Genomic DNA, 17,078 nt, shown 5'->3' on the forward strand with positions numbered 1-17,078 from the left:
AGTGATTGGGGGGAAAATTCAGGGACTTTTTCCCTGAAAATTAGGTAATTGACCACCTGAAAATGGGTAAAACCCCACACCCCAACCCCCAACCCCCAACCCCCAACCCCCAACCCCCACCGAAAAACTTTTTCAGCAGACCCTACATAGAGGACATTATCAAAGGATCAAGCATTACTCCCACTCCTGTAAGTCTCTGAGCCAATTTTGCAGCAAGCTAGTTAATTGAGTACGGCGAGTTTCAAAATTGCCAGCAATTGAGAGCAAGCTAACTCCCACCAGCAATCCGATAATCCATTTAAGCAGGGGATAAAGGGAAATCAAAATTACCAACTGATAGAAAGCATTAGCCACAAAAGTAAAAGTGCCAAGATAGAGGAAGGCGCGAATTCGTAAGGCTAATCCGGCAAAAATTGCCACTAAACTGAGGATGCCAGGCAGGATTCCCGTCTGATGATGAAACCAGAGAGCCGCACTAGCAATAATGCCTGTTCCCAAGAGGCGAAGCGGGTGGCGCAAGGATTTGCCTTGCCTCCCCTGACAGGTAGGTTCTATCCAGACAAGACAGAGGAGAGACAGTCCGACAAGACTGCTGTAGGCGAAGGGAGTTGCCAGAGAGAAAGCCGCCAGCCAAAGGGCGATCGCCCAATTCACTAACAAGAGGGTAAGATAGCGCCACCGGGGTTGCTGCCGCAGCCAAGCCAGCCAAGCATAGAATCCAGCCACCACCAGCAAACTTAGGGGATTGAGCTTGTCTAAACTGCCCCCAAGGGCGAGTCCGGGAAGAACAAGAGCGAGGAATTGCCAAGGACGAGGCGGCCAGCCCCAAAGCCGCCAAGGGAGCAGATAGGTGAAAACAGCCACCCCAGAGGCGATTACTCCCAACCAAGAAACTAGGTATTGAGAGAAGAATTCCATCGGAGGAATAGTATTGACAGCATAAACCCCAATCCCAGTGGCTTCTAGAATACCCAGATAGACCCATATTTCAGCGATCGCCTGGTCAGGATGGTTGCGCCCTTGCCAGATAGCATAACGAGTCAAAAAGATACCGGTTGCCAATCCCAACAGTTGATTGACTGCAACGGGATAGAATAAAGCCCCTAGTAACAGGCAACTGCCCAAAGCCCAGTGCAGGTGGGCAACCAACTTCAATTCTGAACCCGTCAGATGCAAGTAGCCAGCCAACCAGGGAGAGAGCAACCGATAGCCGTAAACCAAGCTGGCGGCCAGGGCTGCCATTGCCAAAAATTGATCGCCTTGGGACAGGTCGGCAATTTGATAAAACAATAGCTCGTAGGCCGAGATGGAGATCCCGCCAATTCCCAGGTACAACAAGGGCTTCCCGTCCGAGGAGCGCCGCCCAACTCCGATGGCAATCAGTACCAGTCCCAAAGAACTCAAGCCAGTCCAACTACTGAAAAATCCCCAACGCAGAGCGGCTCCTAATGCCCCATAGAGCAAGGGTAGGATATTCCAGCTATTGAGCATTTCCCGCCTGTGATATCTGTGCCACCAATCTCCCAACAGTTGGGTAAGCAATCCCAAGAGAATATTGGCGATCGCCAGGGCAATTAAAGACTGCTTAGTTAGGTTGAGAACTTCGATGGTGAACAGTTCCAAGCTCCAGCCTACCCCGTAGATGCCCCAGTTACTCGGATCGAGGTAGCTTCGATAGGCGATCGCCCCTAAAGTCAGGGCAGCCGCTAGGACAGAGAGGCTCGAGGCAGCCATCCAATCCCAGTAAACGGCTAGAGAATGGAGAGTCAGGGCGACTAACTCCAGACTACAGAGGGTGATTGCCCAGCCATCGCAGGCGCGGGCATAGAGGAGAGCAAGTGCAGAAGTCCGCTGGCTCAACCAATCGCGCAACAGCCAGAGGGGGATAAGGGCGATTGCCCCCGCCAACAGCCAAGCTAATCCAGAGACAGACAATCTCTCTAGTAAGGTAGCACTCAACCCCAAGGACAAGCCGACCGTGATGGCAGCCGCTGCTAATTTTTGTAGGCGATGAGTCTGAAAGAACATCAACCCAGTGGCGATCGCCAAGGTGACGAGACGAGTTTCTTCCCCTACCCAGGTGGGAATTTGGGCAACTAGCAGGACTGAGATGCTCAACCAAATGACTAGGTTAGGTTGGCGCGAGGGTTGCCAACTGCGATAAGCTGTCGCCCCCATCAGCAGCCAAGTGGCGATCGCTTCTTTACCGTCTGGAGAATTAAAGACATTGCCAGAAAGCGCCAATAACATCAGGAGCGAGAGGCAAGTTGCCCAACCATCGCTAACCTGGGCATAAATTCTCGCCAAATTATTCGGTAATGCCCTTAAGCATTGGCGGAGAATCCACAAGCTTGTCGCAGTAATTACCCCTGCCAACAGCCAGCTTGCTTCTTGCCGCAATGCCCAACCAAAACTGCCATCCCACAAACACAGTGCCAGCCAACTCAAGCCAAAACCTACGGTAATCGCTGCTGCTGCTACCTGCTCTAAGTTACGGCTATTGACGAACATCAATCCTGTAGCTATCCCTAAGCTAATTGAGGCAATTCCTGGTTCCAACCCTTGGGAGAGGAGGGCTGTTAAGATAAGCCACTGCCACAGGGCTAAAGCTTCTATACTCAACCAACTGGCAACTTCCCGCCGAGCCAGATTCCAAGTTCCCACCCCAGTCAGGGCCAGGGGAGCCAAACCCCAGACTAAGCCCCACTCTAGCCCCATAAGCGGGCGCTCCAACACAGAGGTCAACTGGGCGAAAACTGCCACCTGATTGAGGACAAACAAGCCATAGGATAGCCCAGCCAAGATTAGTCCCAGCTGCCAAGTTGTGTGGTGTAGGAGATGGAGCAAGGAAGTAGGAGGAAAGGGCTGTTTCACGCTGAATGCCAATTCCAGCACCGCCAGCATGATTAAAATCACGCCCCAAACTGCCCAACTCAGCCTTGGCCATCCCCAGTCAATCGCCAAAATTAGGGTGAGCAAGCCAGCTAGGTGAGTGAGATAGGCCAGGGAGAGAAAACGGCGGGAAATCTCTTGAAGGGAAGCTAGTTTGACTTGCCGTTGGCTGAAAATTACTAACGCCAGGGTTGAAGCTGCCAAGTTGAGCGTCCTCAAGGCAGGATTGACTAAGGAGCAAAAGGTCAAGGTTGTTCCCCACAACAAGGCTATCGAGCCGGTAAAAGAGGCTAATTCCCGCTTGCCCAATTGGGAGAACCAATCTCTCAGGAATAGGATTAAGACTAGGTAAGGAAAGAGCACTAAGCTTAGTAACGCCCAAGGGGTAGCTTCAGCGCCAGTTAAACCAGTCCCCAAGGCGATTGCCGCTTGTCTAAAAGTATCTGGAAGCAAGCGCCAAGCCAGCCACAACCCCTGCAACCCAATCAGCAAGGCTGCTGCCAAGTCGAACTTCCGCCAGGAGTAACCGATGCGTCGGGCAAAAAACAGGAGTGATAAACCACTCACTGCTAGGGCTTGCCAGGGTGTTTCACCCACCGACAGTAACCAACCTAGCAGCAGCAAGCTACCGCCGATACGCTGCCACAAGGAAACAGATTGTCTGGTCTGCCAACTGGCTAACCAGCCGCAAATCCCCACAGCCAGCCCCAATTGGCTAATCTCCACCTGAGCGATAAAAATTGCCCGCACCAGCAGGATAACTAGCCCATAGACGACAATTGCCTCATTTAAGCTAAAAGGGGCTAATCTTTCTCTCCTTGATGCTGCTTCTTGTCTAGCCCCTTCAGGAACACGGGAAAGGGAGATCAAAGTTGTTCCCACCACGCCCAAGTAAGTTGCCAGCAAGGGAAAACCCCCAATTGCCCATCCCCAATGCAGATAGCTCAATCCCAAGTGATTCGGCAGACTTTGAGAAAATCCTGCCGGACCAGTTCCCCCGTACCTCCCCCGGAATAGTTGAACTGTCACGGCGGTAAGGGAAAGGGCAGCCACTACCACAATCAACCAGTCTAGAGGGTTGCGCCACAAGCCCAAGCTATCCATGGCCAGAAAATTCATCGGCACTAGCAACAGGGTAACCAGGCGCAAAGCTTGACTGGTCAGGCGCAGGCCCGGCTGTTGGCTACTCCAAAAACTGGCTCCCCAAAAAGCTAAAGTATAAAGCCACAAAACCCCATACTGTCCGGCGGTTGAGAATTTTTCCCAAAAGTTGGCGGCGAGGACACCAGAGGAGATGACCACCATGAAGACCCCCAACAGCAGCAGCCAGAGGACGCTCAATTCTGCCATCAAAGACTGTAACATTTGTCCAAACTGGCTGGGAGTTTCCTGCCGTCGAGGAGATGTTGGCGGCTGTGGCGGGATTCTACGGGGAGCTTCTGGCCGTCGAGAAGGTAGCGCGGGTGGGGGAGTCTGCTGGGAGGAGATGGGGTCTGGCAGCGGCTCTCTGGTAGGGGCAGTTGTCAGTATAGGCATGACACAGGAGAGGTTTTCCCGACACAGTTGCTTGACTTGAGACTCCTCAACTAATCCTAATTGGAGCCATTGTTCTAAACCTTGTAGTAGAGAGGGATGGGAAGCTCTCACTCTTATCACAACCCGGATTTGAGAAGCAGTCAGCCAGCCTCGCTGCTGCCATTGCCCCAAACCTTCTAAAAAGTTAGATATAGGGACGCTGGTGGTTATTGTCAGAGCGAGGGTTTCTTGAACTGAATTTTCTCTCGCATTTATTGCTAATTCTAGTCTTCTGTCGGCAATCAACTCTAATTCTAACCATTGATTGAGAGCTAGTAAAAGTTCGGCTGGCGAGTTGGGATTGACGATTTCTATTGGGATGATTCGATTCTCTTGAAATGACATAAGTAGTCGGACAAAAGTAAGGTTACATTTCTTAAGAAATTAATCTCATCTAAGCTGTCTTGAAAAAACGAATAATCTCTCGTACATGATTGAGAAATTGACTGTCTTCTGTCAGTTGTGCGATCGCATTTTGTGCTTCCTGAGATAAGGCTTCATGTTCAACCTGATTTTTAGCCTGTAATTGTTCTAGTAAGGCTTTCAGACGGGCTAATTCTTGGCGAGTTATTTTGACTTCTTGTTGCTGTATAGCTACCCAAGAGTTGGAATTTTCTGTATCCAGTTTTTCCCTGATTATTGCCACATTAGCATCTAAATTAGAGACGCAATCGCGCAACTCTACTACATCCTCTCTGGGATACTTAATCTGTTGTCGAATCATTGACAAACGCACGGCTAAATATTGATAAGCCCGAATTGCCGGACGTAAAGCTGTCAATAATAAAGTTGCACCGGAACTCACATATCCTACTGCACTAATTCCCGTTGATGCTAAGGTATAAAGTCCAATTCCTGACAGCAAATGTAAGGCGATTGCGAGCCGAATTGACCAACGCGCTACTGTCTTAACATAATCAACTTGTTTCCGATCTACGGGAATATTTTTTTCTTGAGAAATTGCTGCTTCTGCGATGACTTCCTGGGCATCAAAATAAATGTTCCAAGGAACAGTCACAATCACTAACAACCACCAAAAACTGGCGATCCCAATCAACCAATCGATTAAATTTCCTGACGGGATTTGCAACCATCGTAAAACCCCAAAAGCTAGTAAGACTAAGGCTCCAAAAATCACACAAAATCCGATAAATCCTAGATAGCTTAAAAACATCTCAATCACATCTTTTTTATTTCTCTTTCTTTTATGTTAGAAAAAGATTGATCAAGTTTCACTAGCGGTTGTGACACTTTGTGAATTTACCCATAAAATAGCATAATTGTGAACCATAACTTGGCTGTTTGACAACGAGTATAGTGTAGCGACTATCAATTGACGGGAATCTTCCGACTCAACCGCTAAGATTTGCGTTTGCATCGCTTGATTGTTTTCGCCACGACCCCGGCGACTGTTCGAGTTTTGTCAGGGAGATTATGGTGGTTACCCTTGCTACGAAGCGGTCTTTTCTGACCAAGGTTGGGACGGTCTACCACTTCTCTCAATATACAAGGTTGGGTTGAAGCATGAAACCCAACGCCCGCTCATGTTACGAAGTGCGCTAACCCATCCTACAAATAATTGTGCCTCCCTACTTATAATAAAATTAATCGGTAGTTTCCCTAGAGGTAAACTTTTATGATCGTCAATAAGCGAGAACTCAAGCAAACCTTAAATCGGGTGTACTTGAAAATTAAGCCTGATACTGAAACAATTCAGGTTTTTCAAGCTAATTTGACGCGCTTGTTGAAGCAATGTGACAGCAAAAAGTCTGAAGAGTTTAATAAAAATTTGCTGATAGATTTTTTGAAAAATACCTATTATACTGATCGCTATTTTATCAATACAAAAGAGCGCATTGATCTGGTGATTCATAATAACCAGGATGTTAAAAGTCCAGTGGGAATCATTTTTGAGACGAAGAAGCCTACTCGGACAATAAATGCAGAAATGCCAAGACTGGATCATCTCAATACTAAGGCTTTTCAGCAGTTAGTTTTATATTTTCTCCGCGAAAGGGTGACGGATAAAAATCTTGATATTAAACACTTGATCGTGACAAATATTTATGAGTGGTTTATTTTCGATGGGAAGATTTTTGAGGAGTTATTTTTTGCTAATAAGGCTCTAGTTAACCAGTTTTGCGATTTTGAAGAAGGGAGACTGAGTAGTACGAAAACGGATTTTTTCTATCAACAAATTGCAGAACCAGCGATCACTAAAGTTATTGAGCAAATTAAGTTTACTCATTTTGATCTGCGAGAACTGGAAAATTTAGATTTGCTGGATATTTACAAGATTCTTTCGCCAGAGCATTTACTTAAGTTACCTTTTGTTAATGACAGTAATACTTTAAATAAGCCTTTTTATAATGAGCTTTTGTATATTATTGGTTTGACGGAAGTTAAGGATAAAGGGAAAAAGTTAATCGGACGAATCAAAGAAGGCGATCGCTGTGATGGTTCACTGATTGAAAATGCGATTAGTCGGTTGGATAGTTTAGATAAAATTGCACAATTAAAAAATCCTGAAGAGTTTGGAACTACGGATGAAGAACGGCTTTTTAATGTGGCGTTGCGGTTATCAATTAATTGGATTAATCGGGTTTTGTTTCTCAAATTATTGGAAGCGCAGTTAATTAAATATCATCAAGGCGATCGAGATTTTGCCTTTCTGAATTTGGCGAAAGTTCCCAGTTATGATGATCTCGATAGTTTGTTTTTTGATGTGTTAGCCAGGGAGACAAATAAGCGCGAGGCTAAGGTTAAAACGACTTTTGCTCATGTACCTTATTTAAATAGTTCGCTATTTGAGCCAACGGATACGGAACAGCAAACGATTGTCATTGGCAATTTGCGGGAGCGAACTTTACCCATTTTTGCAGGTACGGTGCTAAAAGATAATCAGGGTAATAAGCGAGTAGGTGAGTTGAATTCTTTGGCTTATTTGTTTGAGTTTTTGGATGCTTATAAATTTGATCGACATGAGTTAGAAAATCCTCAAGAAGATAGCGAAAAGTTAATTAATGCTTCGGTGTTGGGGTTGATTTTTGAAAAGATTAATGGTTATAAGGATGGTTCTTTTTATACGCCGAGTTTTATTACCATGTATATGTGTCGGGAAACAATACGACGAGCGATCGTGCAGAAGTTTAATGAAGTAAAAGGCTGGAATTGTCAAACTTTAGATGATTTGTATGAACGAATTGAGGATAAAAAAGAGGCGAATACTATTATTAATAGTCTAAAGATTTGTGATCCGGCGGTGGGTTCGGGACATTTTTTAGTTTCGGCTTTAAATGAGATAATTGCGATTAAGAGTGAGTTACGGGTTTTATTAGATAGTTCGGGTAAGTCCTTAAAAGATTATCGGGTAGAGGTGCGAAATGATAAGTTACTGGTTTACGATGATGAAGGTAATTTATTTGCTTATCATCCCCATAACCAAGAAAAGCAACGAGTACAGCAAGCCTTATTTCATGAGAAACAGACGATTATCGAGGGGTGTTTATTTGGGGTGGATATTAACCCTAATTCCGTGACGATTTGTCACTTGCGGTTATGGATTGAGCTTTTAAAGAATGCTTATTATCGAGAAGATGGCAATTTGGAAACTTTGCCAAATATTGATATTAATATCAAGTGTGGTAATTCTTTGATTAGTCGCTTTGCTTTGGATGTGGATGTTAAACAGGTTTTACAGAAGCAGAAGTTTAGTATTGAGGAATATCGCAATGCGGTACAGACTTATCGCAATGCAGAAACTAAGGGACAAAAGCGGCAGATGGAAACGCTGATTGCTAAGATTAAAGCTGGGTTTAGTGCTAATTTATTAATTGGTGATCCTAAGAAGGTGAAGTTACGTCAATTACAAGGGGAGCTTTATAATCTGGAAAATCAGGGTTTATTATTTGAGGAGACTAAGACGGAGCAAAAAGCGCGGGAGAAAAAAGTTACTAAGTTAAATAATGAGATTGACAAGCTAACTGCTGAAATTGCAGATATTGAAAGCGGTAGGCTATATGAGAATGCTTTAGAATGGCGGTTTGAGTTTCCCGAAGTGTTAAATGATGATGGGGATTTTGTCGGTTTTGATGTGGTGATTGGGAATCCTCCTTATGTACCGTCAAAAAATCTAGATGAAAAAGAGAAAGCTTTATATTATGAACATTACAAGACTACAGAATATCAAATTAATACCTTTGGGATATTTACTGAGTTAGGCATAAAAATATTGAACCAGAAAGGTTTTCTTGGCTTAATAATTCCAAATTATTGGTTAACAACTAAATATGACAAAAAATTGAGAAAATTCTTGTTTGAAGAAAATCGAACAACCAATATAGTAAATGTATATAATATTTTTGAAAGTGCAGTAGTTGAAACATTACTTTTGTTTTCAAAAAAAGAACCAAATAATGATGAGATACATATTTGTAGTATTGATCGTAATATCTCTACAATTAATGAAAGATTGGAAGCAGTTATGCTTTCTCATTGGAGCTATGACCAAAAGATTACTGTTTCAGCTTTAGATGAAGAATTAACTATATCATTCAACGATAAAATTAAAATTAATGCAGAAACTCAAATAGGTTCTTTATTTGATTTGAAATTCGGAGCAAAGTTATATGAGATAGGAAAAGGAAATCCTCCTCAAACTAAAAATGATGCTAAAAATAGAATTTATGAATCTGAATTAAAAATAGATAATAGTTATATTCAATTATTACGAGCTAGGGATATCCAAAGATACAGACTTAAAACTGATAGCTACTATGTAAAGTATGGAGAAAATTTAGCCGCACCACGCTCGATTTCAATATTTGAAGGTGAAAGAATATTAATTCAAAGAATTTTTTCAAGAAAAACATTAGATGCAACTTGTGTAGATGATACGATAATCTGTAACACAGATGTTATTACATTAAAGCCCAAAAATAACACGCTAAATGTTAAATTTTATTTAGCAATTATTTGTTCTAAGCTTTGTGCATCTGTGCTAAAGTCTCAAAATGTAAATTTAGACAGAACTGCTTTTCCAAAAATAAATACTAAAACTCTATCAACTTTTCCAGTTCCTAAATATAAGCACGAATATATCGACATCACTGCACTTGTCAACAAAATTCTCGCCGCTAAAAAAGACGATCCTACTGCTGATACAAGCGAATTAGAAAAGCAGATTGATCACTTAGTTTACAAACTCTATCAACTGACATATAATGAGGTAAAAATCATTGATCCAGAATTTGCACTAACAGAACAAGAATATCTGGACTTACCCTAATTTATCCTCCGTTTTGCCTCTTGCCTTTTGCCTTTTGCCTCGTCTGTCCCAAGCAATTTAAATGCTTGACAGCTTAATTTCTGGCCAACTAGCTACCACCGAGGCCAATTTATCCAAATCCCGACGATCTTCGATAAAGGGAAAAACGCCTAAAACTGGACAATTAGTCAAGGATTGAATTAAATCGATCGGTGTTAACTGCTCTATTTCCGTCTCAGTGCGCGGTTCGAGACAATTAAGGATAATTCCGCCCAAATTCACCTTTTTCTGCTCTGCTAGGGCAATATTAGCCACCGTTTGGGAAATCGCTCCCAATTTCACCGGCACCACTAAAAGAGTTTTTAACCGCCATTGAGCCGCTAAATCCGCCACAGTTAGCTCGTGGGTGACAGGACAACCTAAACCCCCTAAACCCTCAATTAAAACCAAATCTTGGCTTTTTTGTAGGTTCAGCAGAGCTTGCCACACCGTCCCTAAAGGAATATCTCGACCTTCCAAATCAGCAGCCACAGGAGGCGCTAAGGGTGCTTGATATTGCAGCGGTGTGATCATTTCTAATTGACCCTGAAATAAACCCTCATACCATTCTCGATCGCCTTGACCCGTTTGCATTAATTTCATCAGCCCCAGGGCCTTCGATGGATAGTATTTTTGCCAATAAGCCACTAAAGCAGTGGTGACAACGGTTTTACCCGCATCGGTATCCGTAGCCGTAATCAAAAGACTATTCATAAAACTACCGGGCTAAGTCAAGATCAGGTGAAATCACCAATATTTATCATCTTATCCCCACTTCCCCACTTCCCCACTTCCCACTTCCCCACCACCCCACTTCCCCACCACCCCACTTCCCCACCACCCCACTTCCCACTTCCCCACTTCCCCATCACCCCACTTCCCCACTTCCCCATCACCCCACTTCCCACTTCCCCACCACCCCACTTCCCCACCACCCCACTTCCCCACTTCCCACTTCCCCACTTCCCCACTTCCCCACTTCCCCACTTCCCCACTTCCCCAGATATTGCATGGGTAAGATGCAAAAAGAAAAAAAACTGCGGCCAAAAAGGTGAGATGGAATACACTAAAAGTATAAGGTTATCAATTTTGCTATTTTTCCAGTTGCATACTAGGCAACAGAATTGCAATTATCCCTCTAGTTAGAAATTGGACGGTTTGCCCTGTGGTTTCATCACTTCCCAAGCCCAATGACTCTTTAACAACGGTTCCCCAGCGTTGTTCTGGTGCTTATGCCTTGATGGACAGTCTCAAACGTCATGGTGTTAAGCACATCTTCGGTTATCCCGGCGGTGCGATCCTACCCATCTATGACGAACTCTACCGCTTTGAAGAACGGGGAGAATTACAACATATTTTAGTGCGCCACGAACAAGCGGCCGCCCATGCCGCCGATGCCTACGCTAGGGCCACCGGCAAAGTGGGAGTCTGTTTCGGCACTTCCGGCCCCGGGGCGACCAATTTGGTGACAGGCATCGCTAACGCACACATGGACTCCATCCCGATGGTGATTATCACCGGTCAGGTGAGTAGGGCGGCCATCGGTTCCGATGCTTTCCAAGAAACCGATATCTATGGTATTACTCTCCCGATTGTTAAACATTCCTATGTGGCGAGAAATGCCCGCGAAGTAGCGAGAATCGTCGCTGAAGCCTTCCATATCGCCAGTACAGGACGACCGGGACCGGTTTTAGTCGATATTCCCAAAGATGTCGGTTTAGAACCATGCGATTATATCCCCGTCGAACCGGGAGATGTGAAACTAACCGGTTATCGTCCCACGGTTAAGGGCAATCGCCGTCAAATCGAGGCCGCTTTACACCTCTTGGAAACCGCCGAAAAACCTTTACTGTACGTTGGTGGCGGTGCGATCGCAGCGAATGCCCACGCCCAAATTGCCGAGTTTGCCGAGCGTTTTCAGTTACCCGTCACCACCACGTTAATGGGGATCGGTGCTTTTGATGAACATCATCCCCTCTCGGTGGGAATGTTAGGAATGCACGGCACTGCCTACGCTAATTTTGCCGTGACCGAGTGTGATTTATTAATTGCCGTCGGCGCTCGTTTTGATGACCGAGTAACCGGGAAATTGGACGAATTCGCCTCGAAAGCTAAGGTAATCCATGTGGATATAGACCCCGCCGAAGTGGGCAAAAATCGCGCCCCTGACGTGCCGATTGTCGGGGATGTGCGGGTAGTTTTAGAACAAATACTCCAAAAAGCCAGAGAATTTGATTATCCCACTAATTCCGATCGCACCCAAGCTTGGTTAGCCAAGATTGATCGCTGGCGACAAGATTATCCCCTGCAAGTACCTCGACCGGAAGGCAGACTTTCCCCCCAAGAAGTGATCGTTGAGGTGGGTCGTCAAGCACCCCACGCCTACTATACCACCGATGTGGGCCAGCATCAGATGTGGGCGGCCCAATTCCTCAAAAATGGACCCCGACGTTGGATTTCTAGCGCGGGATTGGGGACGATGGGTTTTGGTTTACCCGCTGCTATGGGGGCCAAGGTGGCCATTCCCGATGAGGAGGTCATTTGTATTAGTGGTGATTCCAGTTTCCAAATGAATCTACAGGAATTAGGCACCCTAAGTCAATTTAATATTCATGCCAAGACGATTATTATTAATAATGGTTGGCAGGGTATGGTACGTCAATGGCAAGAAGCTTTCTATGGGCAACGTTATTCTAATTCCAATATGGAAGTGGGAATGCCAGATGTGGAACTGTTAGCCCAAGCTTACGGCATTAAAGGCATTACTATTCGCCATCGAGAGGAATTAGCCGCAAAAATTGCCGAAATGTTGGCCCATGATGGTCCAGTTTTGGTCAATGCGATCGTGACTAAAGACGAAAATTGTTATCCCATGGTCGCCCCCGGCCAAAGTAATGCCCGTATGATTGGTTTACCGAAAATTGTCACCAAGGGTTGTGAAATGCTCGATTGTCCCAGTTGTGGCGCGGTTAACAGTTGGAATAATAAATTCTGTCCTGAATGTGGGGCGAAATTGTAGCCGAAAATTGTTAATTAATTAACCAGCCTCCGTTAAGTATAACGGAGGTTTTTGGCTTTTTCTCTACTATTTAAACATCATAGAAATTGTCAAACAGAAGCAATGGCAGCCCTAGAAAAAGCTTTAGAAAAAGAAGCGCAAAACTCGATCGCCACCGTGATTAAATTAGCAATATCTCAGTGACACTAAATCCGTTTTTAATCCTGTGATTAACTGCCGATCTAACTTTAAAAACCCATTTATGGATTGTTTCCCCCCTATCCCCTATCCCCTATCCCCCATCCCCTATCCCCCATCCCCCATCCCTTCTCTCCTATACTTTTTAAACAGGATTTAGTATGACAAAGACAAGAGGCTGAAATCAACACCATGGACGACAATGAGAAGGACAACCTAAAATCTTTTCGCTAATTTTGCCATAGACTGCACCCTTTGCTTCTAGAATGGGCTATTGCGGCTAGACCCGAATATTGGTCTAGCATTTGCCCGTAGACTGAAAAAAGCACGTTATAAAGATTATGGCCAAAGTTCTGGTATCCGATTCGATCGATCCGGTAGGAGTAGAAATTCTGTCACAGGTTGCCCAAGTGGACGTGAAAACAGGACTATCCGCCGGGGAAATCATTCAAATTATCCCCGAATACGACGCACTGATGCTCCGTTCCAGTACCCGCGTCACCAAAGAAATCGTCGAAGCGGGCAGCAAACTGCAAATTATCGGCCGCGCAGGGGTAGGAGTCGATAATATCGATGTTCCCGCGGCCACTCGTCAGGGTATTATTGTCGTTAACTCTCCCGAAGGTAACACGATCGCCGCTGCCGAACACGCCTTGGCCATGATGTTATCCCTCTCCCGTCATATTCCTGATGCCAATCAGTCGGTAAAAGCGAATAAATGGGAAAGAAATCGCTTTATCGGCACAGAAGTTTATAAAAAGAACCTAGGAGTCGTTGGTTTAGGTAAAATTGGCTCCCACGTCGCCGCCGTTGCCAGATCCCTAGGCATGAAAATTCTCGCCTACGATCCCTTTATTTCCAAAGAACGCGCCGATCAACTCGGTTGCACCCTGGTGGATCTGGAACTACTCTTTGCCGAGTCCGATTTTATCACCCTCCACGTCCCGAAAACTCCCGAAACCCAGCATCTCATCGGTCGGGAAACCATCGCTAAGATGAAACCCACAGTCCGCATCATTAACTGTTCCAGAGGCGGCATTATCGACGAGTTGGCTTTAATTGAAGCCCTCGAATCCGGTAGAATCGCCGGGGCAGCCTTGGACGTATTTGAACAGGAACCTTTAGGCGAATCTAGATTAAGAGAATTATCTAACGTCATCCTCACTCCCCACCTAGGCGCATCGACTACGGAAGCACAGGTTAATGTGGCTATTGATGTGGCCGAACAAATTCGCGATGTCCTCCTCGGTTTGCCAGCGCGTTCGGCCGTTAATATCCCCGGACTAACTCCCGATGTTATGGAAAAACTGCGCCCTTACCTGCAATTAGCGGAAACTATGGGGAATCTCGTCAGTCAGTTGGCAGGAGGTCGCTGTGACTCGTTAAATGTCCGTTTACAGGGAGAATTGGCCACTAAAGACAGTCAACCTCTGGTGGTAGCGGCAATTAAGGGTTTACTTTCCCAAGCCCTCCGGGAACGGGTAAACTATGTTAACGCGGCGATCGAAGCTAAGGAACGCGGTATCCGGGTAATCGAAACCCGGGATGCTTCCACCCGCGACTATTCGGGATCGATTCATTTGGAAGCTAATGGTTCTATGGGGACCCATTCCGTTACCGGAGCGCTGTTAAGTACGGGAGAAATCCGCATTACTGACCTCGATGAGTTCCCCATTAACGTGCCACCGAGTAATCATATGTTATTCACCCTTCACCAAGATATGCCCGGTATTATCGGCAAAATTGGCGCACTTTTAGGCAGTTTTAATGTCAATATCGCCAGTATGCAGGTAGGACGCAAAATTATTCGCGGTGACGCAGTTATGGCCCTGAGTCTCGATGATCCTTTACCAGAAGGTCTTCTCTCGGAAATTACTAAAGTCCCCGGTATCCGTGATGCTTACACGGTAAAACTCTAGATTAAATCAGTTATCAGTAAACAGTAAACAGTAAACAGTAATAAGTGAAAAGAAAGCTCCGAACTTGCCACTTAATACTGTTGACTGAAAACTCAAATCTGATAACTGATCCCTAATCACTGATAACTGAATATATGTCTAATAGTTGGTGGGAAATTACGGTTTTGTGCGAACCTAGTCTCGAAGAAACGGTTTTCTGGAGACTGGAAAATTTTGGCTGTTCGGGAACGGCCACGGCTAAAAAACAATCCTCTTTAGAGATTAAGGCCTATATACCAGAAATTAAAGCGCAATTGCCCGATTTAGAGGCACTAAGCCTCTGGTTAAAGCAGGATGCTTTGATTTTAGGGTTTCCCGAACCTGTCACCAATTGGCAGTTAATAGACGAGGAAGACTGGGCCAGCAGTTGGAAACAACATTGGCAAATTAGCGAGATCGGCGATCGCTTTTTGATCTGTCCTGCTTGGTTAAATCCCCCCGAAAATAACCAGAGATTGGTGATTAAAATTGACCCCGGTTCCGCTTTCGGCACGGGAACGCACCCCACCACCCAATTATGTCTAGAATCCCTAGAAATGCGTTTAAGTAGCAATCCAGAGAATAAAATTATCGCCGATATCGGTTGTGGTTCTGGCATACTGGCGATCGGAGCGATTTTATTAGGAGCCAAAAAAGTTTATGCTGTTGATACAGATCCGCTGGCGGTGAACGCGACGCACAGTAATCGCCATCTCAACCGAATTAACCCCGAAAATTTAGCTATTAATCAGGGTAGTGTCGAGGAGTTATTAGAATTAATTCCCGATGGTGTCGATGGCATCGTTTGTAATATTTTAGCCGAGACAATTATCGCTTTAATGCCCGAAATCACCCGTCTGGCAAAACCCACCACTTGGGGAATTTTAAGCGGCATCCTCGTCACCCAAGCACAAGCAGTTACAGATATTTTAGAACCCCAAGGCTGGACAGTGGCTGCCCTGTGGAAACGTCAAGAATGGTGTTGTCTGCAAATTCGTCGCACTGTGGACTAATAGACATCTCCAATAATCAAGATTTTAGCCCAGTAGATCAGGCTTCTAGCCTGATTTCTGGAGATGTCTCCTGAATACTGACTCCTGATGTCTGAACGAGTACGGAGGGAGTCGAACCCCCGACACCCAGGACCGGAACCTGGTGCTCTATCCTCTGAGCTACGTACCCACAATAAAATACTATTATATTATACCACTAGCCGATGCAGTAGATCAGAAATTCCTATGACTAGCGATCGCCCTTTAAAACTACTGATCAGTAACGATGACGGCATTTCCGCCCTAGGAGTCCGCACCCTCGCTAACACCCTCGCTACTGCGGGCCATCAAGTCACCGTAGTTTGTCCCGACGGCGAGCGCTCTGCTACCGGTCATGGCTTAACCTTACACCATCCCATCCGGGCCGAACAGGTGGAAGGAATTTTTCATCCCGATGTGATTGCTTGGTCCTGCTCGGGAACTCCCGCCGATTCGGTGAAATTTGCCCTTAGTGCCGTCCTGAAAGAGCGTCCCGATTTAGTTTTAGCTGGCATTAACCACGGGTCTAATCTCGGCACCGATATCCTCTATTCTGGCACGGTTTCCGCAGCCCTGGAGGGCTTAATCGAGGGTATTCCCAGTATTGCTTTTAGTCTGGCTAGTTTTAAAGCCTGTGATTTCCAACCGGCCGCCGATTTTGCCCTCACTTTAGTCAGGAAAGTTGCCCTTAACCCTTTTCCTATTCCCACTTTACTCAATGTTAACGTCCCGCCGGTTAGTAGTGGCGAAATCAAGGGGGTGAAAATCACTAGGCAAGGATTGCGACGCTACGAAGAAACCTTCGAGAAAAGACTGGATCCTAGGGGTAAAAGTTATTACTGGTTAATTGGGGAAGTAGTCGAAGATATCGAACAACCGGACTATACCCATTTACCCCCAGAAGTGCCTACGGATGTGCGCGCTATTGGCGAGAATTTTATCACCATCACGCCCCTACAATATAATTTAACTGATGTGCAGGGTTTTCAACATTTGCACCGGAATTCTTGGTTTGATTGAGGATCATCGAAAATTTTGGGTCTGAAACCCCGTCGTTCTACGACGGCTTTACCGTTAAATATTAGCGCATTTACCAAATATATGCTAAAATGTGAGACATGGAAAAAGCCTATTCGTTTCGA

At 45.4% G+C, this 17,078-nt stretch carries 10 protein-coding genes and 1 tRNA gene; 6 read left to right on the plus strand and 5 right to left on the minus strand.

Annotated features, from left to right (window positions below):
- Positions 1–174: 174 nt before the first annotated feature.
- The gene (locus EWV84_RS11750) at positions 175–4,812 is read right to left on the minus strand and encodes a hypothetical protein (protein ID WP_287078130.1); all 4,638 of its coding nucleotides are present in this window, start codon (positions 4,810–4,812) and stop codon (positions 175–177) included.
- 49 nt (positions 4,813–4,861) lie between these two features.
- Positions 4,862–5,641 (minus strand): hypothetical protein, encoded by a 780-nt coding sequence (locus EWV84_RS11755; protein ID WP_287078131.1) that lies wholly within the window; start codon positions 5,639–5,641, stop codon positions 4,862–4,864.
- Positions 5,642–6,103: 462 nt separating this feature from the next.
- Here EWV84_RS11755 and EWV84_RS11760 point away from each other — a divergent pair, with 462 nt between their 5' ends.
- Complete coding sequence (locus tag EWV84_RS11760) at positions 6,104–9,754, plus strand: type IIG restriction enzyme/methyltransferase (protein WP_287078132.1); 3,651 nt, start codon at positions 6,104–6,106, stop codon at positions 9,752–9,754.
- 57 nt (positions 9,755–9,811) lie between these two features.
- On the opposite strand, the gene bioD is transcribed toward EWV84_RS11760, so the two are convergent.
- The gene (bioD, locus tag EWV84_RS11765) at positions 9,812–10,486 is read right to left on the minus strand and encodes a dethiobiotin synthase (protein ID WP_286824862.1); all 675 of its coding nucleotides are present in this window, start codon (positions 10,484–10,486) and stop codon (positions 9,812–9,814) included.
- A 23-nt stretch (positions 10,487–10,509) separates the two neighbouring features.
- The gene (locus EWV84_RS11770; RefSeq protein WP_287078133.1) at positions 10,510–10,839 is read right to left on the minus strand and encodes a hypothetical protein; all 330 of its coding nucleotides are present in this window, start codon (positions 10,837–10,839) and stop codon (positions 10,510–10,512) included.
- 98 nt (positions 10,840–10,937) lie between these two features.
- Between EWV84_RS11770 and ilvB the strand changes: the two genes are divergently transcribed.
- The 4 genes from ilvB (at position 10,938) to prmA (ending at position 15,918) form a co-directional block, all read left to right on the plus strand.
- Positions 10,938–12,791: a biosynthetic-type acetolactate synthase large subunit gene (ilvB, locus tag EWV84_RS11775; RefSeq protein WP_287078134.1), complete on the plus strand. Its 1,854-nt coding sequence runs from the start codon at positions 10,938–10,940 to the stop codon at positions 12,789–12,791.
- 51 nt (positions 12,792–12,842) lie between these two features.
- Positions 12,843–12,974 carry a hypothetical protein gene (locus EWV84_RS11780; RefSeq protein ID WP_287078135.1) on the plus strand — a complete coding sequence of 44 codons (132 nt, stop codon included), beginning with the start codon at positions 12,843–12,845 and terminating at the stop codon, positions 12,972–12,974.
- Positions 12,975–13,309: 335 nt separating this feature from the next.
- On the plus strand, positions 13,310–14,887 hold the full coding sequence (gene serA / locus EWV84_RS11785; RefSeq protein WP_287078136.1) for a phosphoglycerate dehydrogenase: 1,578 nt from the start codon (positions 13,310–13,312) through the stop codon (positions 14,885–14,887).
- 134 nt (positions 14,888–15,021) lie between these two features.
- A complete protein-coding gene (gene prmA, locus EWV84_RS11790) occupies positions 15,022–15,918 on the plus strand; it encodes a 50S ribosomal protein L11 methyltransferase (RefSeq protein ID WP_287078137.1) in 897 nt (298 codons plus the stop codon).
- Positions 15,919–16,014: 96 nt separating this feature from the next.
- On the opposite strand, the gene EWV84_RS11795 is transcribed toward prmA, so the two are convergent.
- Positions 16,015–16,087, minus strand: a tRNA-Arg gene (locus EWV84_RS11795).
- A gap of 56 nt (positions 16,088–16,143) precedes the next feature.
- Between EWV84_RS11795 and surE the strand changes: the two genes are divergently transcribed.
- Positions 16,144–16,956 (plus strand): 5'/3'-nucleotidase SurE, encoded by an 813-nt coding sequence (gene surE, locus EWV84_RS11800; protein ID WP_286824867.1) that lies wholly within the window; start codon positions 16,144–16,146, stop codon positions 16,954–16,956.
- Positions 16,957–17,078 lie beyond the last annotated feature (122 nt).

The sequence above is a fragment of the Microcystis sp. M_QC_C_20170808_M3Col genome (assembly GCF_007095505.1).
Taxonomy (GTDB): Bacteria; Cyanobacteriota; Cyanobacteriia; order Cyanobacteriales; family Microcystaceae; genus Microcystis.